This is a genomic window from Variovorax sp. AC194 (assembly GCF_979257995.1).
In genome coordinates, this window is sequence record NZ_OZ409823.1 from 2,525,055 (window position 1) to 2,541,842 (window position 16,788).

The following is a 16,788-nucleotide window of genomic DNA, read 5'->3' on the forward strand; positions in this document are numbered from 1 at the left end:
CCATGAACGCACTGCCGACTTCATCCCCTGTCACGCTCGAAAAGGGCCAACCGTTCACGCTGAGCCTGTCGAAGCGCCGCGCAGAGCTTCGACAGGCTCAGCCCGAACGGTTTGTGTTCCGGCTCGGCGTGTTGGCCCTCGCCGCCGCGCTCGCGGGTTGCGCGGTCGGTCCGGCCTACCAGGTGCCGACCTCCGCGGCGTCCAACGCCTGGAAGGAGCAGCAGACCGCCGAAGGCTGGCTGCCCGCCGCACCCGCCGATGCGCTGGACCGCGGCGAGTGGTGGAAGCTCTTCGCCGACCCCACGCTCGACGAACTGGCCGGCCGCGTGCAGGTGTCGAACCAGAACATCGCCGCCGCCGTGGCCAACTACACGCAGGCCCAGGCGCTGGTGCGCGGCGAGCGCGCGCAGCTCTTTCCCTCGGTGTCGTTCAGCGGCAGCGGGCGGCGCAGCGGCAACGTGAACAGCAACAGTGAAACAGCCAGCCCGTCGAACAGTTTTTCCGCCTCGCTCAATGCCAGCTGGACGCCCGACGTCTGGGGGCGCCTGCGCGAAGCGGTGAGCAGCGCGCAGGCCAATGCACAGGCGAGCGAGGCCGACCTCGCGGCGGCGCGCCTCTCGGCCATCGGCGATCTCGCGACCAACTACTTCTCGCTGCGCGAGGCCGATGCCGAAATCGTCCTGCTCGACGAAACCATCGCGGGCTACCAGCGCGCGTTCGAGATCACGAGCAACCGCTATGCAGCGGGCATTTCCGCGCAGACCGACGTGCTGCAGGCGCAGACGCAGCTGGTCAATGCCAAGGCCGACCGCGTGGGCCTCACGCGCACGCGCGCCACGCTGGAACACGCCATCGCGATGCTGGTGGGCGTGGCCCCGGCGGACTTCACCCTGCCGGCCGCGACCTGGACCCCCACGGCGCCCGGCGTGCCGACCGGCGTGCCCTCGACGCTGCTGCAGCGCCGCCCCGACATCGCGGCGGCGGAGCGCTCGGTGGCCGCTGCCAATGCGCAGATCGGCATCGCGCGCGCCGCGTACTTCCCGAACATCCCGCTGACCGCGTCGGTCGGCAGCACCAACGCGAGCCGCGTGAAGGATTTGTTCAGCTCGGCCAACACGCTGTGGTCGCTCGGCTTCTCGGTGGCGCAGGTGGTGTTCGATGCGGGCGCGATCGGCGCGAGCGTCGATGCCGCCAAGGCCGGCCACGAAGCCGCCGTGGCGCGCTACCGCCAGACGGTGCTCACCGCATTCCAGGCGGTCGAAGACCAGCTGACGACGGGCGCCACGCTCGCGCAGCAGGAGGGCTTCCGCCGCGAAGCCACGCTCGCGGCCGACAAGACCGAGCAACAGCTGCTCAACCGCTACCGCGCGGCGCAGGTGAGCTACACCGACGTGGTGACGGCGCAAGCGGCTGCCCTCAGCGCGCGGCGCGCGCTGGTGCAGCTGCAGGTCAATCGCCAGGCCTCGGCGATCGCGCTCATCCAGGCGATGGGCGGTGGCTGGCAGGCCGGGTGGATGGCCGGCAACGACACGGGCGCCGCGGCACAACAACCTGCCGGCCCTCGCACGCAGTAGGCGCGAGGAGGGCGGTTTCGCGGAGGGGCGCCATGCCCATCCAGTCGGCGCCGCCGCTCGCGCGGCGGGCTTCGTTCCCGGCGTCGTTCCCGGCGTCGTTCCCGGCGCTCAGTGCGCCGGACGGTTCAGCGTGCTGCCCAGGTAGTCCTTGTCGGTCACCAGTACCCAGAGGGCGAGCACCAGGATCACCGCGGCCACGAGCACCGCGTTGACCATCGCCGTTTCCATCGCGGCGAAACCGACCAGCCACGGCGATGCGGCAAGCCACACCGCGAGGGCCACTTCGGTCCACTCTTCCCACTGCTTGGGCACGAAGGTCGCGCCGAGGGCCACGGCGCCCAGCACGATGCCGGTGGCCACCATGGTCCACATGGCGGGCGAGATGCCCTGAAAGCCCAGGACCCAGGGCGAGACGATCAGCCAGGCGCCGGCGACGGCGTTGACGGGGTCTTGCCAATGCTTCACTTGCTTCATGGTCATTACCTCCTGTCGCGACAAGGCGCCGCGACAGCGGTTGGACACCCGCGTCGGGGCGGGGTTCCGTCTCGCGGCAGCGGCTATCCGCGTGCGACAGGAGGCAAAAGGTACGCACCCGACTCGAACAGCTGCGCCTCGGCCTGGTCGATGCGCTTGATGCCCGGCTTGCCCGCGCGGCTGGCGAGCAGTTCGACCAGCGCCTCGGTCACCGCCACGCCGGCCGCGACCGAGGGAAAGAACGACGGGCTGTTGATCGTGAAGAGCAGCGTTTCGTCGGCCAGCAGCGAGAGCGGCGAGGCTACGCTGTCGGTGATCGCCACGATGCGGCAGCCGGCCGCCTTGGCGGCCTCGGCCACCTGCAGCGCCTCGCGCGAGTAGGGCGCGAAGCTCGCGACCACCAGCGCATCGCCCTTGGCGAAGGCGCGCTGCTGCATCTCCAGCGAGCCGCCCTGGCCATCGACCAGGTGCACGCTCGCGCGAAAGAGCCGGTACACATAGACGAACGAGAACGCGATCGGAAAGCACGCGCGAAAGCCCGCCGCATGCACGGCCGGCGCCTTCTCGATCAATGCGCAGGCCTTCTGCAGCGCCTGCTCGCTCTGCTGGTGCGTGGCTTCGAGGTTGCGGCGCTGCACCTCGAACATCTCGCCCGTGAGGCCGCGGTCGTGCGAGCGGCCGACCAGCTGCTTGGCGCGCCCGCCGTAGGTCTCGCTGCCCAGGCCCATGTCGCCCGCGAAGGCTTCCTTGAGCTGCGGCCAGCCCGCATAGCCCAGGTTCTGCGCGAAACGCACCAGCGTGGCCGGCGTGCTCTGCGCGCGCGTGCCGACGTTGCGCATCGAGGCGGTGATCACTTCGTTGGGATGGTCGAGCACGTAGCGCGCCACTTGCTGCAGGGCAGGGCTCAGTTCGTTGAAGCGCTGGCGGATCTGGTCTCTGGCGCCCATGGCGGTGTCTCTCTTCTGGCTGCGGTTGGAACGAATGTACCGGACATGGAACGATGAAACAGTTGACGGAACAAATGTTCCAAACAATAATCCACCCGAAACATTGGTTCCAAAGACCGTTCCAGATCTCCACCGCCATGACGCACGTCTTTCACCGCAGCCTTCGCCAGACCCCGCCCGTTGCCACGAGCTCGAAGGGCATGTTCATCCGCGATGCCGAAGGCCGCGAATACCTCGATGCCTCGGGCGGCGCGGCCGTTTCGTCGCTGGGTCACGCGCACCCCGAGGTGCTGGCCGCCATGCACGCGCAGCTCGACTCGCTGGCCTACGCCCACACCAGCTTCTTCACGAGCGAAGTGGCCGAGCAATTGGCCGATGAGCTGATCGCCTCCGCCCCCGAGGGCATAAGCCACGTGTACCTGGTGAGCGGCGGCTCGGAGGCCGTGGAGTCCGCGCTCAAGATGGCGCGCCAGTACTTCGTGGAGATCGGGCAGCCGCAGCGCACCCACTTCATCGCGCGCCGCCAGAGCTACCACGGCAACACGCTGGGCGCGCTCGCGGTGGGCGGCAACGCTTGGCGCCGCGAGCCGTTCGCGCCGATCCTGGTGCCGGCCACGCATGTGTCGCCGTGCTATCCGTACCGCGAGCAGCGCGCGGACGAAAGCGCCGATCAATACGGCCTCCGCCTCGCGGCCGAGCTCGAAGCGGCCATCGTCGCGCAGGGCGCCGACCGCGTGATCGCCTTCGTCGCCGAGACGGTAGGCGGTGCCACGGCCGGCGTGCTCACGCCCGTGCCGGGTTACTTCAAGGCGGTGCGCGCCGTGTGCGACAAATACGGCGTGCTGCTGATCCTCGATGAGGTGATGTGCGGCATGGGCCGCACCGGCTCGCTGCATGCGTGCGAGCAGGAGGGCATCGCGCCCGACCTGATGACCATCGCCAAGGGCCTGGGCGGCGGCTACCAGCCGATCGGCGCGGTGCTCGCGCAGCAGAAGATCGTCGAGGCCATGTCCAGGGGCAGCGGCTTCTTCCAGCATGGCCACACCTACCTCGGCCATCCGATGGCCTGCGCGGCGGCGCTCGCGGTGCAGCAGGTGATCCGCCGCGACGGCCTCGTCGCCAAGGTGCGCGAAGACGGCGTGGCCTTCGGCGCGATGCTCGCCGACGCGCTGGGCCACCACGCGCATGTGGGCGATGTCCGCGGGCGCGGCTTCTTCTGGGGCATCGAGCTGGTCGCTGACCGCGCGAGCAAGGCGCCGTTCGAGCCGTCGCGGAAGGTCCATGCGCTCGTCAAGAAGGACGCGATGGCGCGCGGCCTGTTGTGCTACCCCTTCGGCGGCACCGTCGATGGCCGCCAGGGCGACCACGTGCTGCTCGCGCCGCCCTTCATCGCGACGCGCCAGGACCTGCAGGAAATCGTTGGCCGCCTCACAGCTTCGATCGATGCGGTGACCAGCGCCGCCGCGCGCTGATCGCGACCTCGTTTCCCTTCGCCGTTTTCTTCAACCCGCCGTTCCGAGGAGCGCTCCCATGCCCAAGCTTCGTCTGCCGATTTCCTTCGGTGCTGCCGCTCTCGCGGTGGCGTGCACCCTGTTGCCGTTCGCTGCCGCACACGCGCAGGAGAGCGACACGCTCGCCAAGATCAAGGCGAGCGGCGCCATCACCTTCGGCTACCGCGAGTCGTCGTTCGGCTTCTCGTACCTGGACGGCAACTTGAAGCCCGTGGGCTACAGCATCGAGATCTGCAACCGCATCGTCGAGGCGGTGAAGACCGAACTCAAGCTGCCCGCCATCGAGATCAAGTACCAGGCCGTGACTTCGGCCAACCGCATGCCGCTGGTGCAGAACGGCACGGTCGACATCGAGTGCGGCTCCACCACCAACCTGGTCGATCGCCAGAAGCAGGTGGCGTTCTCGCCCGATATCTTTCGCTACAACGTGCGCATGCTGGTGAAGGCCGATTCGGGCATCCGAAGCATCGCCGACCTGCAGGGCAAGACGGTGGCCACCACCAGCGGCACCACGTCGTTCCGCCTCTTGCGCGAGGCCGACCGCGGCCGCAGCCTCGAGGTGACCAACCTCGCGGGCAAGGACCACAGCGACTCGTTCCTGCTGGTGGAGAGCGGCCGCGCGCAGGCCTTCGTGCTCGACGACATCCTGCTGGCCGGGCAGATCGCGAACGCGCGCAGCCCGAAGGACTTCATCATCACCGGCGAGAGCCTGCGCACCGAGAACCAATCGCTCATGTTCCGCAAGGACGACCCAGCCTTCAAGGCGCTGGTGGACCGCGTGGTCTCGGGCATGATGAAGTCGGGCGAGATGGAGAAGCTCTACAGCAAATGGTTCATGTCGCCGATTCCGCCCAAGGGCATCAACATCAACTACCCGCTCAATGCCGAGACGAAGGATGCGTTCGCCAATCCGTCGTCCAAGGGCATCTGATACGAGGCTGCTCTCGATGAAGACGAGACCGTTCACGCTGAGCCTGTCGAAGCGCCGCGCAAGGCTTCGACAGGCTCAGCCCGAACGGCTGCGGTTGATCGATGCGCCTGGGTTCTTTCTCTAACGCTCCTCTGTTCCTCGCATGACACGCATCGCCCTCGTCCACGCGCTCTCGCATTCGGTCGCCCCCATTAACGAAGCCTTCGCGCGCGACTGGCCCGAGGCGGTGCGCATGAACCTGCTGGACGACAGCCTCTCGGCGGACCTCGCGCGCAACGGGCGTGGGCTGGACGCGGCGATGCACGAACGCTTCCAGCGCCTCGCGCAGTACGCGGTCGACACGGGTGCCGAAGGCATCCTCTTCACCTGCTCGGCCTTCGGGCCCTGCATCGAGGCGGTGGCGCAACGGCATGCAGGCATTCCGGTGCTCAAGCCCAATGAGGCCATGATCGCCGAGGCGATGCAGGGGGAAGGGCGGCTGGGCCTGATCGCGACCTTCGCGCCCACGCTCGCATCGATGCCGCCGGAATTTCCCGCGGGTGCCGCGTTGGAACTCGCGTTGGCCGAAGGCGCGCTCGATGCGCTGAATGCCGGCGACACGCAGCGCCACGACGCGCTCATCGCCGCGCAGGCCGCGATGCTGCGCGATCGCGGCTGCACGCGCATCGCGCTCGCGCAATTCAGCATGGCGCGCGCCAGTGCGGCTTGTGCAGAGGCCAGCGGCCTGCCGGTGCTTACGACGGTCGACAGCGCAGTGCGCGCGCTGCGCCGGCGAACAGGTCAGCAGCGCTCAGCGTGAGCCGCCGTGGCCGATGGCGCTGACCAGCGTGGTCATCGCGATCTGCGCCGCGTCGCTGCGCCCGAGCATGCGGCGCAGGCCTGTCTCGCGATCGGTCGCCTCCAGGCCTTCGGCCAGGCGCCGGTAGATGTCCGACGAAGGCATCATGGCCGCGGTGCCGAGCGCATCGCAATAGGTCTCGGTGAGAAGGCCAGTGAGCTGCTGGCTCTGTTCGCTCGACAGCTTCATGGCGTTGCCGCTGAACACGGCCGCGATGCAGTGCATGAGGTAGGCCTGCGTTTCGAGCGAGAAGGCCTGCTGCCGCACATAGTCTTCGACGGCCGACCAGAAGAGCGGGTCGGAGGTGCGGCGCCAGCTCTCCAGCACCTTGCGCGCCTTGGCCACGAGGTCGGCGTGCGCGCCCGCGGGCTCGCTCGGGCGCAGCGCCAGGCCCTGCAGCGTGAGCGAGGCCACGGGGCCGGCCGCGCCGAGGATGAAGCTCCAGAACTTCCAGCGCGCGTACCACTTCTTGTCGTGCGCGGGGTTCAGCGCCTCGAGCAGGCCCAGGTCGATGCGCTGGCAGGCGTCCGCCTGCTGCTCCGCCACGCAGCCGTCGCCCAGGTCGAGCAACTGGATCTCGGCCTCCATGCGGTCGGCGGCGATGTTGCCCTCTGCAACGATGCCCGCGCACGAGCCCGAGCGGTCGATGTCGGCCAGGCGCTGCATCAGCATGCGCAGTTCATGGGTGGAAGCACCGGTGGCGCCGGCCACGCGGCGGATGGACTCGCATTGTTCCTGTGCAACGGCCTGCGGGTGCTTCAGGCGGTCCTGGCCGTGGTCGTCGGCGGTCGATGCGTGCTCCTCCGCGGGGGTGAACGTTCGCATGAGAGATTCCTTGGGGCACCTGATGGTCTGGCCGACGAATATGTGTCGATGCGTTTCCGGTGAACATCCCCGGAATTAGGTATTCGGTACTCGCCCGCTACCTGAACAAAAGCTGACCGATGCCCTCGCCATAATTGATGCTCTTTGAAGGAGTACGCGTGGATATTGTTTTGCTGGTCAAGGCCGCCATCATGGGCATCGTCGAAGGGCTGACCGAGTTCCTGCCGATCTCGTCGACAGGGCATCTGATTCTTGCGGGCTCGCTGCTCGGCGGCTTCGGCGACAACCGGGGCAAGGTGTTCGAGATCGCCATCCAGACCGGCGCGATCTTCGCGGTGATCCTGGTGTACTGGCAGAAGATCAAGTCGACCGTCGTGGCACTGCCGCGGCAACCCAAGGCGCAGCGCCTGGCGCTCAACATCCTCATCGGCTTCCTGCCCGCGGTGGTGCTGGGCCTCCTGTTCGGCAAGGTGATCAAGGCCCACCTGTTCATCCCGACCGTGGTGGCCAGCACGTTCATCATCGGCGGCTTCATCATCCTGTGGGCCGAGAAGCGGCCGCCGGGCTCGGTGCGCGTGGAGCATGTGGACGACCTCACGCCATGGGACGCGCTCAAGGTCGGCCTCGTGCAGTGCTTCGCGATGATCCCGGGCACGAGCCGCAGCGGCTCGACCATCATCGGCGGCATGCTGCTGGGGCTCTCGCGCCAGGCGGCGACCGATTTCTCTTTCTTCCTCGCGATCCCGACGCTGATCGGCGCGGGCGCGTACAGCGTCTACAAGGAGCGCGCGCTGCTCTCGGCAGCCGACATTCCGCTGTTCGCCGTGGGCCTGGTGTTCTCGTTCATCAGCGCATGGCTGTGCGTGCGCTGGCTGCTGAAGTTCATCAGCACCCACAACTTCATTCCGTTCGCCTGGTACCGCATCGCCTTCGGCATCGTGGTGCTGGTGACGGCGTGGACCGGCACGGTGGTCTGGGCGGACTGATCCCGCCAGCCGCCCAGGCGGCTCAAGCCGCCGGCACCAGCGGCATCCGCAGCGCGAGCTGCGTTTCGCCGGGCCGCGACTGCAACTGAAGCTCGGCCCCGAGCCTGCGTGCACGGGCGCGCAGGCTGCGCAGGCCAGAGCCCGCGGCCTTGTCGGCCCCATCGACCACGAAGCCGCGGCCGTCGTCGCGCACGCTGAGCTGCAATTCGGCACCGTCCCGCATCACGGCCACATCGACACGCCGGCCCGCGCTGTGCTTGAGCACATTGGTCAGCGCCTCCTGCAGGAAGCGCAGCAAATCGAGGCTCTGCGAGGGCGGAAGCTCCAGCGTCTCCAGGTTCGACACCTGCCAGCGGCAATCGATGCCGTTCGCATCGAGCAGTTGCGAGGTGCGGTGCCGCAGCGGCGCGAGCAGCTCGCCGAACGCGCGCGCGCCGTCGTGGCGGCCGGTCGCCTCGATGATCAGCCGCAGGTCGTCGCGCAGGCTCTTGAGCATCGCGAGCAGCTCGGGCGCGGAGAGGTTCGCGGGCGTGCGCTCCAGCGTCGCGATGCTGCCCACCAGCATGCCGCCCAGGCCGTCGTGCAGGTCGCTCGCGAGGTTCACGCGCTCGCCGATGCGCGCATGCGCGAGCTCCAGCGCATGCTGCTGCGCGAGCGTGGCGGCGAGTTCCGACTTGGCGGCGTTCACTTCCTCGATTAGCTCGGTGTTGAAGTTCTCGATGCGCTCCAGGCTCTTGACGAAGCGCGCGGCCTGCGTCAGCGCCATGCCCAGCAGCAGCACGTAGGACGACATGGTCGTGTAGTAGATGTTGCTGTCGATCACCTGCGTGAACACCAGGAGGTCGTGCGCCGCCGTGGCGGCCGAGACGGCCATGAAAGGCGCGAGCGAACGCATGGGGCTCGCGCGATGGCGCAGGGCGTGCACGATCGATGCGCTGTTCACCGCGATGATGGTGAGGCCGCCCACCAGCGTCCAGACGGCGCGATGCACCGGCAGGCTCTGGCCGCTCGTGAACCACAGGTCGAGCACGCCGGCCAGCGCCACCAGCAGCGCCGCGGCTTCCAGGCGCGGCATGCGCCATGCACAGAAGCGCAGCGCAAAGACGATGTACGACACGCTGAAGGCGAGGAAGAGCGACGTGTTGAGCGCCTGCCAGCTGTGGTTGCCGGCAAAGGGCCACGGGCTGGTCGCGATCTGGTTGTAGCCGAACAAGAGCCACAGCACCGACATCATTGCGAACCAGCCGTAGGCCGTTTCGCGCCGGCGCAGCAACCACAGCGCCGCGAAGAAAGCCGAGACCGCGGCGCTTACCGCGAGGCCCAGCACCTGCAGGTCGCGGCGCACGAACTGCTCGCGCGCGTATTCCGCCTGCATGGCCGCGGGCGTGCCCAGGCTCACGGGCCCGAGGCCCGCCTGGTAGGCGAAGAGGCCCGACACGCGCACCAGCAACGTGTTGGTGCCGCCGGGTTTCAGCAGCGGCGGCGCTAGCAGCCATTGGCGCGGCACGTTCCATGCGCGCGTCAGCGGCTCGACCAGGCTCTCGTCGCGCGAGATCGTCGTGCCGTTGAGCGACACCTCGCCGGCCATGTTGAGGTAGTGCAGCAGAAGCCCGACCTCGCGCACCTGCGCCGGCTGCTCCCAGGTCAGGCGGTACCAGACCACGCCGTCGAAACCGGGCCAGCGATCGGCCCAGCTGTCGGGCAGGGTGACGGGCGTCCAGCCGTCGGCCGGTGGGGCGGTGTCGTCCCAGCCGGTGGCGCGTGCCGCTTCGACGTGGAGTGCGGGCGGCGGTGGCTGCTGCGCCATCGCCGCGCTGGCCGTGAAGAGCAGGAAGAGGAGGGCGCCCATCGACGCGACGAGCCATGCCCGCGCTGTCGCCAGGCGGGAGCGTGCGTGGTGCGCATGGCTCGGGCCCTCCTGCGGTCGATGTTCTCGGTGCGGCATTCGCGATCTACAGTGCTCGGGGATGGCCCCGCAGGCGGGCTGCGCCGGGTGAGGTGAAGAGGAGATGGCGGCGCCCCGGTCGGCGCCTCAGCGCAGCAGGCCGTGCCTGCGCCCCTGGAAGACCGCCTCGGTGCGCGAGGTGACGGCCAGCTTGCGGTAGATGTTCTTGGTGTGGCATTCCACCGTGAGCCGCGAGATCGACAGCGATTCGGCCATGTCGCGGTTGCTCAGCCCCTGCGCGACGAGCTCCAGGATGCTGCGCTCGCGCGGCGTGAGCGCCACGGGCAGCGGCGGCGGCGCATCGGCCGCCAGCACCGCCGACAGCGACGGCTGCTGCGCCGCGAGCCAGCCGAGGATGCGCCGCGCGATCGCCGGATCGATGGGCGCGCCGCCCTGCTCGATGCTGCGCAGCGCGATGCTCAGCTCCAGGTCGTCGCGTTCCTTGAGCAGATAGCCGATGGCGCCGGCACGCAGCGCGGCAAAGATGATTTCCTCGGTCCGCCAGGCCGAGACCACCACCGCGGGCACCTTGGGGTGCAGCGTGCGCATCCAGCCGATCAGCTCGACGCCGCTGCCGTCGGGCAGGCCGATATCGACCAGCGCCACGCCGAAATCCTGCTCGTCGAGCAAGGCCTTGGCCGTGGTCACGCTGTCGGCCCAGGCGATCTGCGGCTCGTCGCATCCGAGCGTGGACAGCACATAGGCCAGCCGCTCGCGCATGGCCGGATCGTCTTCGACCACCAGGGCGGGGCTCAACGAAACGGCTTCGACGTCTTCCAGCTGCAAATTGGACATGTGGGCGGAATTTTGATCGGTCCCTGGGTCTGTACGACGTTTTTACTTATATCGGGATTGTTGCAGAACATGCCGGTTGTATCCGAGAGTTTCCTGGTTGAAAACAGGGCGGCGAAGAGCCGGCACGAACCATCGCGCTCTTTGGAATAGGGCGTTCCGATCGGGTCCGGCAGGCCGTTGGGGGCCTGGATGGCACGAATACCGCCGTATTCGCCCGCGAGCGCCTCCAAAGACCTGGAGACAATCCCCGCATGCCCGACCTTCATGAACTGACCCGCCGATTCGCGCGGCCCGGCCGCCTCGAGGCCATCCTGCTGCGCCCGGCGCGCCGCGCGCCGGTGCTGTCGGTGAGCGAGGCGGTTGCGGTGGAAGGGCGCGGACTGGAGGGCGACCGCATCGGCGCCGCGCGTCCCGGCGGCAAGCGGCAGGTCTCGCTGATCCAGCACGAGCACCTGCCCGTGATCGCCGCGCTCACCGGCCATGCGCAGGTCGATGCACAGGGGCTGCGCCGCAACCTCGTCGTCTCGGGCCTGAACCTGCTGGCGGCGCGCTCGCTGTTTCGCGACCAGCCGCTCGTGCTGGCCATCGGCGCCGAGGTGCTGCTCGAGGTCAGCGGCCCGTGCGAGCCGTGTTCACGGATGGAAGAGCTGCTCGGCCCCGGCGGCTACAACGCCATGCGCGGCCATGGCGGCGTGACGGCGCGGGTGCTGCGTGGCGGGGTGCTGCGCGTCGGCGACGGCATCGCATGCCGCCCGCTTTCCGCCGATGACTCACAACAGGTTGCGTAGCGCGGCCTCGACCGCCGCGGCAGTCGCCAACGGCTTCTCCATCGGAAACAGGTGCGTGCCGTCGAGCATCGCGATGCGCCCCTTGGTCACCTGCTCGGTCATCGCCATGCCCACGCGCTTCATCTCGGCCGACTGCCGCCCGCCGATGAACGCCGCCTTGCACTTGAGCGGGTGGCTGCGCAGCAGCGCGCCCAGGTTGTGGGGCAGGGTGTTGTAGATCGCGGTTTCCACGTCGCGGTCGAAGCTCAGCTCGCGGCTGTCCTCGCCTGCTGTAATTCCGCTTGAAGTGCCGTCGAAGGTGCCGTGGTCGATGTAGTCGTGCAGCACCTGCTCGTCCCACTTGGCGAACGCCTTCTTGCTGCGAAAGTGCTCGAACACCGCCTCGCGGTGCGCCCAGGTGTTCTTGCGCTTTCGGCTGATGGCGCCGGGCGAAATGCTCTTCATGAGCGGCGTGCGCTTCACGACATTGAGCGTGTTCGCGCGCCAGCCGCCCAGGATCGGCGAATCGATCAGCACCACACCGCGCGCGAGCGCCGGATGCAGCGCCGCGCACATCAGGCTCAGGAATCCGCCGAGCGAATGGCCGATAAGGAACACCGGCCCGCCCGCGCGATCGGCGCGCACCTGCGCGAAATCGGCCAGCTGCTGCACCAGATGCGGCCAGTTGTCGGTGACGGGGTACTTCGGGTCATGCCCGAATTTCTCGATGGCATCGACCTCGAAGCCGCGGTTGCGGAGGCTCTCGAGGACGACGCGGTAGGTGCTCGCGGGAAAGCTGTTGCCGTGCGAAAAGATGACGGGCGGCACGGCTTTCAGATGAGCTTTTCGTCGGGCGTCGAGATTTTCCGCAGCGCGCCGTGCCGCGTGGCCGGCATCTTCAACGGATGCTCGGTATGGCTGTCGTCCCACACCGGGTCCTCGATGCTGTCGAACACCTCGCGCAGCTTCTGGCCCCAGCTGTTGTGCATCATGCGGTAGTAGGGGTTGTCGGCGTCGATGCAGATCACCCGGTCGGTCTCGAACTTGTTGGCCTCGTACACCACCAGGTCCAGCGGCAGGCCCACCGAGAGGTTCGACTTCATCGTCGAGTCCATCGACACCAGCGCGCACTTGGCGGCTTCATCGAGCGGCGTCTCGGGTGTGAGCACCCGGTCGAGCACGGGCTTGCCGTACTTCGATTCGCCCACCTGGAAGTAAGGCGTCTCGGTGGTCGCTTCGATGAAGTTGCCCGCGGCGTAGACCAGGAAGAGGCGCATGCCCTCGCCCTTGACCTGCCCGCCGAAGATGAAGGACACGTTGAAGTCGAGCCCCGCGTGCTTCAGCGCCTCGGCATCGCGGTCGTACACATGGCGCACCGCCGAGCCCAGCACGCGCGCCGCGTCGAACATGCTCTTGGCGTTCCAGATGGTGATCGGGTCGCCCTGCGAGCCGTCTTCGCGCGTTTCGCGAAGCTCTTCGATCTGCAGGATCTCGCGCACCGACTGCGAAATGCTCAGGTTGCCCGACGACAGCAGCACCATCACCCGGTCCCCCGGCTGCTCGTAGACGATCATCTTGCGGAAGGTGCTGATGTGGTCCACGCCCGCGTTCGTGCGCGAGTCGGAGAGAAACACCAGGCCGGCGTTGAGTTTGATGCCTACGCAATAAGTCATGAGTTCGTCTCGCATGAATCAGGCCACTCAGGCGGCACTGCGTTCACGCGTGTTCAGTTTCTGGAGGGCATAGAGCGCGTCGAGGGCTTCGCGCGGGCTCATGGTGTCGGGGTCTAGCGCAGCCAGCGCGGATTCTACGGCGCTGGCCAGCGGCGTCTCGGCCACGGGCGGGGGGCGAACAGGTCCACCTGCGCACGCGTTTGGGCATGCTGCGATTCGAGCGCCTCCAGCGCCTGTCGCGCATGGTTGACCACCGCGGCCGGCATGCCCGCAAGCCGCGCCACCTGGATGCCGTAGCTCTTGCTGGCCGGGCCCGGCTGCATTTCGTGCAGGAACACGATGTCGCGGCCCGCCTCGGTCGCGCTCACGTGCATGTTCACCGCGCCGTGGTGCGTGGCCGGGAACTCGGTCAGCTCGAAGTAGTGCGTCGCGAAGAGCGTGAAGGCCTTGCTGCGGTCATGCAACTGCGCTGCAATGCCCGCGGCCAGCGCGAGGCCGTCGAAGGTGCTGGTGCCGCGGCCGATTTCGTCCATCAGCACCAGCGATTGCGCCGTGGCGCTGTGCAGGATCTGCGCGGCCTCGGTCATCTCCAGCATGAAGGTCGATTGCGCATTGGCCAGGTCGTCCGCCGCGCCGATGCGCGTGTGGATCGCATCGATCGGCCCGAGCCGGCAGGCCGCCGCCGGCACGTGCGAGCCGATGGAGGCGAGCAGCACGATGATCGCCACCTGCCGCATGTACGTCGACTTGCCGCCCATGTTCGGCCCGGTGATCACCTGCATGCGCTGCTGCGGTCCGAGCTGCGTGTCGTTGGCGATGAAGCCGCCCGACGATTTCTCTGCAAGCCGCGCCTCCACCACAGGATGCCGTCCCTGCTGGATCTCGATGCACGGATGCGCCACGAAGCTCGGCGCGCGCCAGTGCAGCGTGTGCGAACGCTCGGCCAGCGCGCACAGCGCATCGAGCGTCGCGATGCCGCCGGCCAGCTGCGTAAGCGCGGGCACCGAGGGCTGCAGCGCATCGAGCAACTGCTCGTAGAGCCACTTCTCGCGGGCGAGCGCCCGGTCTTGCGCGCTCAGCGCCTTGTCTTCGAAGGCCTTCAGCTCGGGCGTGATGAAGCGCTCGGCGTTCTTCAGCGTCTGGCGGCGGCGGTAGTTGTCGGGCACCTTGGAAAGCGCGCTCTGCGTCACCTCGATGTAGAAGCCGTGCACCCGGTTGAACTGCACCCGCAGGTTGCTGATGCCGGTGCGCTCGCGCTCGCTCACTTCGAGCTTCAGCAAGAAATCGTCGCAGTTGTCGCTGATGGCGCGCAGCTCGTCGAGCTCCGCGTCGTGGCCGGTGGCGATCACGCCGCCGTCGCGCACCAGCGCCGAAGGGTCGGGCTTGATCGCGCTCACCAGCAGATCGGCGCACCCCGGCGGCGGCGCGAGCCGCTCGGCGATGCGCGCCAGCAGCGGCGCGGCGGCGGGAAGCAGCGGTGCCAAATGCTCGGCCTTGTCGAGCGCCAGACGCAGCGCCAGCAACTCGCGCGGGCGCACCTGGCGCAGCGCGATGCGCGCGGCGATGCGCTCCACATCGCTCGTGTTCTTCAATTGTTCGCGCAGCGTGCGCCACGGCGCGGCCGTGCCGCCGAGCACCGTGGAATGCAGCGCGCCGATGGCTTCGAGCCGCGCTTGCGCTTCGCTCCGGTCGCGCCGCGGCGAGAGCAGCCAGCGCTTCACGAGGCGGCTGCCCATGCCCGTCATGCAGGTGTCGAGCAGCGAGAACATCGTGGGCGAATCTTCGCCGCGCAGCGTCTGCACCAGTTCGAGGTTGCGCCGCGTGGTGGGCGGCAGCTCGATCAGGTCGCCATCGCGTTCGACAGAAAGCCGCTTCACATGCGAGAGCGCACGGCCCTGCGTGTGCTCTGCATAACCCAGCAGCGCGGCCGCGGCGGCATGCGCGTTGGTCAGCGATTCGGCATTCCACGCAGCCAGGCTGTTGCTGCCCATCTGCTCGCTGAGCTTGCGCTCGCCCAGGCCGCCGTCGAACTGCCACGCAGGGCGGATCGAGAGCGTGAAGGGCGTTGCCGCCCGCGCGGCTTTCAGGCGCTGCTCGAAGGCCGGCGTCACCTCCGCGCTGTAGAGCAGTTCGCTCGGCGCGATGCGCGCGATCCACGCCTCGAGCGCATCGGCCGGGCACTCGGCCAGCCGCAGCTCGGCGCCCGTCACGCTCAGCCACGCGAGCCCGCAGAAATTGCGCGTGCCCGCATGCACCGCGAGCAGCAAAGATTCGCTCTTGTCGTTGAGCAGTTCCGAATCCGTCAGCGTGCCGGGCGTGACCACCCGCACCACCTTGCGCTCCACCGGCCCCTTGCTCGCGCCGACCTCTCCCACCTGCTCGCAGATGGCTACCGATTCACCCAGCTTGATGAGCCGCGCGAGGTACGTATCGACCGCATGGAAGGGCACGCCGCACATCACGACGGGCTGGCCCGCCGACTGGCCGCGCTGGGTGAGCGTGATGTCCAGCAGGCGCGCGGCCTTTTCGGCATCGGCCCAGAACAGTTCGTAGAAATCGCCCATCCGGTAGAACAGCAGCGTGTCCGGATGGTTCGCCTTGAGGCCCAGGTACTGCGCCATCATGGGCGTGTGCCCGGAGAGATCGCTGGTCGGGGGAAGGGATTGGGCAGTCGTCGTTTTCACTCGGGGGATTATCGGGGACGGGAGGGCGGCGCTCAGCCGACGCTCAGCTTCACCGGCTTGCCGATGCGGCTGAGCATTTCGACCAGTGTGTCGAGGGTGAATTTGGTGGTCTTCCTGTTGACCACGTCGGAAACCCGAGGACGGGAGACCATCAGGATTTCTGCGGCTTCGGCCTGTTTCAGGTGATGCGCTTCGATCCAGTTCGACAGCTCCTCCATGAGCTGCTGCTTCAACAGCCGCGTGTCGTTGATCTGCTTTTGCGATGCGGCGTGCAGACGCTTGGCCTCGGCCGCCGGAAAGCCCAGTTCGAGAAAGATGTTGGCGCCCGGCTTTGTGACGTGCTGGATGGTGGTGTCGGTCTTCATGGTCGATGCTTCCTTGTGTCGATCATCGCGCGGTAGCGCGTCTCGGCGATGGCCTTGTCCTGCTGGCTGGTGGCTTGTGTCTTCTTCTGGAAGCAATGCAGGACATAAATCGCTTCCTCGAACTTGGCTACGTACATCACGCGATAGATACCGCTTGAATCCCTGAGCCGGATTTCCCGCGTGCCGGCGCCAACGTCGTTGAAGGGCTTCCAGTCCGTCGGGTCCAGCCCGGCCTGTACCTTGCCCAACTCGAAGCCGGCTGCCCGGCGTGGCTCCTCGGGGAAGGTCAGCAGATCCGCATAGGAAGAGCCAACCCACCGAATTTCCTTTTCGTCCATCAACGCGCCTGTCTGTATAAGATTTTATACGCGAAAGCCGATGCGCTCCACACGCAATGGCTTCCCCCCTGTCGAATCATTCTCGGCACGGCCTGCATGCTTTTTCGCAGGCGCTGGCCAACTCGGTCCCGATTA

At 67.8% G+C, this 16,788-nt stretch carries 15 protein-coding genes and 1 pseudogene; 6 read left to right on the forward strand and 10 right to left on the reverse strand.

Features of this window, described 5'->3' with window-relative positions:
- Positions 1-2 precede the first annotated feature (2 nt).
- Positions 3-1,574: an efflux transporter outer membrane subunit gene (locus ACZYRS_RS12120; protein WP_463419464.1), complete on the forward strand. Its 1,572-nt coding sequence runs from the start codon at positions 3-5 to the stop codon at positions 1,572-1,574.
- Between the two features lie 108 nt (positions 1,575-1,682).
- Here the strand turns inward: ACZYRS_RS12120 and ACZYRS_RS12125 are convergent, their stop codons facing one another.
- Together ACZYRS_RS12125 and ACZYRS_RS12130 are read right to left on the reverse strand one after the other, a co-directional pair.
- The gene (locus ACZYRS_RS12125) at positions 1,683-2,048 is read right to left on the reverse strand and encodes an SPW repeat protein (protein WP_198787290.1); all 366 of its coding nucleotides are present in this window, start codon (positions 2,046-2,048) and stop codon (positions 1,683-1,685) included.
- Between the two features lie 83 nt (positions 2,049-2,131).
- Positions 2,132-2,995, reverse strand: coding sequence for a MurR/RpiR family transcriptional regulator (locus tag ACZYRS_RS12130; protein WP_463419465.1), 864 nt, complete (start codon positions 2,993-2,995; stop codon positions 2,132-2,134).
- A 137-nt stretch (positions 2,996-3,132) separates the two neighbouring features.
- Here ACZYRS_RS12130 and ACZYRS_RS12135 point away from each other — a divergent pair, with 137 nt between their 5' ends.
- The 3 genes from ACZYRS_RS12135 to ACZYRS_RS12145 all read left to right on the forward strand — a co-directional run bounded on the left by ACZYRS_RS12135 (position 3,133) and on the right by ACZYRS_RS12145 (position 6,236).
- Positions 3,133-4,467 (forward strand): aspartate aminotransferase family protein, encoded by a 1,335-nt coding sequence (locus ACZYRS_RS12135; RefSeq protein ID WP_463419466.1) that lies wholly within the window; start codon positions 3,133-3,135, stop codon positions 4,465-4,467.
- A gap of 58 nt (positions 4,468-4,525) precedes the next feature.
- Positions 4,526-5,437 carry a transporter substrate-binding domain-containing protein gene (locus ACZYRS_RS12140; RefSeq protein WP_463419467.1) on the forward strand — a complete coding sequence of 304 codons (912 nt, stop codon included), beginning with the start codon at positions 4,526-4,528 and terminating at the stop codon, positions 5,435-5,437.
- 142 nt (positions 5,438-5,579) lie between these two features.
- On the forward strand, positions 5,580-6,236 hold the full coding sequence (locus ACZYRS_RS12145; RefSeq protein WP_463419468.1) for an aspartate/glutamate racemase family protein: 657 nt from the start codon (positions 5,580-5,582) through the stop codon (positions 6,234-6,236).
- On the opposite strand, the gene ACZYRS_RS12150 is transcribed toward ACZYRS_RS12145, so the two are convergent.
- Positions 6,228-7,100 (reverse strand): hypothetical protein, encoded by an 873-nt coding sequence (locus ACZYRS_RS12150; RefSeq protein WP_463419469.1) that lies wholly within the window; start codon positions 7,098-7,100, stop codon positions 6,228-6,230. The genes ACZYRS_RS12145 and ACZYRS_RS12150 overlap by 9 nt on opposite strands.
- A gap of 158 nt (positions 7,101-7,258) precedes the next feature.
- Between ACZYRS_RS12150 and ACZYRS_RS12155 the strand changes: the two genes are divergently transcribed.
- Positions 7,259-8,086 carry an undecaprenyl-diphosphate phosphatase gene (locus ACZYRS_RS12155; RefSeq protein WP_198787296.1) on the forward strand — a complete coding sequence of 276 codons (828 nt, stop codon included), beginning with the start codon at positions 7,259-7,261 and terminating at the stop codon, positions 8,084-8,086.
- Between the two features lie 22 nt (positions 8,087-8,108).
- Here ACZYRS_RS12155 and ACZYRS_RS12160 read toward each other — a convergent pair whose 3' ends face one another.
- Together ACZYRS_RS12160 and ACZYRS_RS12165 are read right to left on the reverse strand one after the other, a co-directional pair.
- Positions 8,109-9,935, reverse strand: coding sequence for a sensor histidine kinase (locus ACZYRS_RS12160; RefSeq protein WP_463419470.1), 1,827 nt, complete (start codon positions 9,933-9,935; stop codon positions 8,109-8,111).
- Positions 9,936-10,118: 183 nt separating this feature from the next.
- Positions 10,119-10,826 (reverse strand): response regulator transcription factor, encoded by a 708-nt coding sequence (locus ACZYRS_RS12165; RefSeq protein ID WP_198787297.1) that lies wholly within the window; start codon positions 10,824-10,826, stop codon positions 10,119-10,121.
- Positions 10,827-11,077: 251 nt separating this feature from the next.
- On the opposite strand from ACZYRS_RS12165, the gene ACZYRS_RS12170 reads away from it, so the two are divergent.
- Positions 11,078-11,614, forward strand: a complete 537-nt coding sequence (locus ACZYRS_RS12170; RefSeq protein ID WP_463419471.1) for an MOSC domain-containing protein — start codon at positions 11,078-11,080, stop codon at positions 11,612-11,614.
- Here ACZYRS_RS12170 and ACZYRS_RS12175 read toward each other — a convergent pair.
- From ACZYRS_RS12175 to ACZYRS_RS12195, 5 genes and pseudogenes are all read right to left on the reverse strand, one after another.
- Positions 11,597-12,421 (reverse strand): alpha/beta hydrolase, encoded by an 825-nt coding sequence (locus ACZYRS_RS12175; protein ID WP_463419472.1) that lies wholly within the window; start codon positions 12,419-12,421, stop codon positions 11,597-11,599. The genes ACZYRS_RS12170 and ACZYRS_RS12175 overlap by 18 nt on opposite strands.
- Positions 12,422-12,426: 5 nt before the next feature.
- On the reverse strand, positions 12,427-13,266 hold the full coding sequence (locus tag ACZYRS_RS12180) for a proteasome-type protease (protein WP_013542517.1): 840 nt from the start codon (positions 13,264-13,266) through the stop codon (positions 12,427-12,429).
- A 27-nt stretch (positions 13,267-13,293) separates the two neighbouring features.
- Positions 13,294-15,890: pseudogene (mutS, locus tag ACZYRS_RS12185) on the reverse strand (DNA mismatch repair protein MutS).
- Positions 15,891-15,982: 92 nt separating this feature from the next.
- On the reverse strand, positions 15,983-16,315 hold the full coding sequence (locus ACZYRS_RS12190; RefSeq protein ID WP_463419473.1) for a helix-turn-helix domain-containing protein: 333 nt from the start codon (positions 16,313-16,315) through the stop codon (positions 15,983-15,985).
- Positions 16,312-16,653, reverse strand: coding sequence for a type II toxin-antitoxin system RelE/ParE family toxin (locus ACZYRS_RS12195; protein ID WP_443083361.1), 342 nt, complete (start codon positions 16,651-16,653; stop codon positions 16,312-16,314). The genes ACZYRS_RS12190 and ACZYRS_RS12195 overlap by 4 nt, the downstream gene beginning before the upstream one ends.
- Positions 16,654-16,788 lie beyond the last annotated feature (135 nt).

Bases quoted from the DNA above. Each gene is read 5' to 3' on its own strand.
- ACZYRS_RS12120 (WP_463419464.1), top strand. From the start codon at position 3: ATGAACGCACTGCCGACTTCATCCCCTGTCACGCTCGAAAAGGGCCAA.
- ACZYRS_RS12125 (WP_198787290.1), bottom strand. From the start codon at position 2,048: ATGAAGCAAGTGAAGCATTGGCAAGACCCCGTCAACGCCGTCGCCGGC.
- ACZYRS_RS12130 (WP_463419465.1), bottom strand. From the start codon at position 2,995: ATGGGCGCCAGAGACCAGATCCGCCAGCGCTTCAACGAACTGAGCCCT.
- ACZYRS_RS12135 (WP_463419466.1), top strand. From the start codon at position 3,133: ATGACGCACGTCTTTCACCGCAGCCTTCGCCAGACCCCGCCCGTTGCC.
- ACZYRS_RS12140 (WP_463419467.1), top strand. From the start codon at position 4,526: ATGCCCAAGCTTCGTCTGCCGATTTCCTTCGGTGCTGCCGCTCTCGCG.
- ACZYRS_RS12145 (WP_463419468.1), top strand. From the start codon at position 5,580: ATGACACGCATCGCCCTCGTCCACGCGCTCTCGCATTCGGTCGCCCCC.
- ACZYRS_RS12150 (WP_463419469.1), bottom strand. From the start codon at position 7,100: ATGCGAACGTTCACCCCCGCGGAGGAGCACGCATCGACCGCCGACGAC.
- ACZYRS_RS12160 (WP_463419470.1), bottom strand. From the start codon at position 9,935: ATGGGCGCCCTCCTCTTCCTGCTCTTCACGGCCAGCGCGGCGATGGCG.
- ACZYRS_RS12165 (WP_198787297.1), bottom strand. From the start codon at position 10,826: ATGTCCAATTTGCAGCTGGAAGACGTCGAAGCCGTTTCGTTGAGCCCC.
- ACZYRS_RS12170 (WP_463419471.1), top strand. From the start codon at position 11,078: ATGCCCGACCTTCATGAACTGACCCGCCGATTCGCGCGGCCCGGCCGC.
- ACZYRS_RS12180 (WP_013542517.1), bottom strand. From the start codon at position 13,266: ATGACTTATTGCGTAGGCATCAAACTCAACGCCGGCCTGGTGTTTCTC.
- ACZYRS_RS12190 (WP_463419473.1), bottom strand. From the start codon at position 16,315: ATGAAGACCGACACCACCATCCAGCACGTCACAAAGCCGGGCGCCAAC.
- ACZYRS_RS12195 (WP_443083361.1), bottom strand. From the start codon at position 16,653: ATGGACGAAAAGGAAATTCGGTGGGTTGGCTCTTCCTATGCGGATCTG.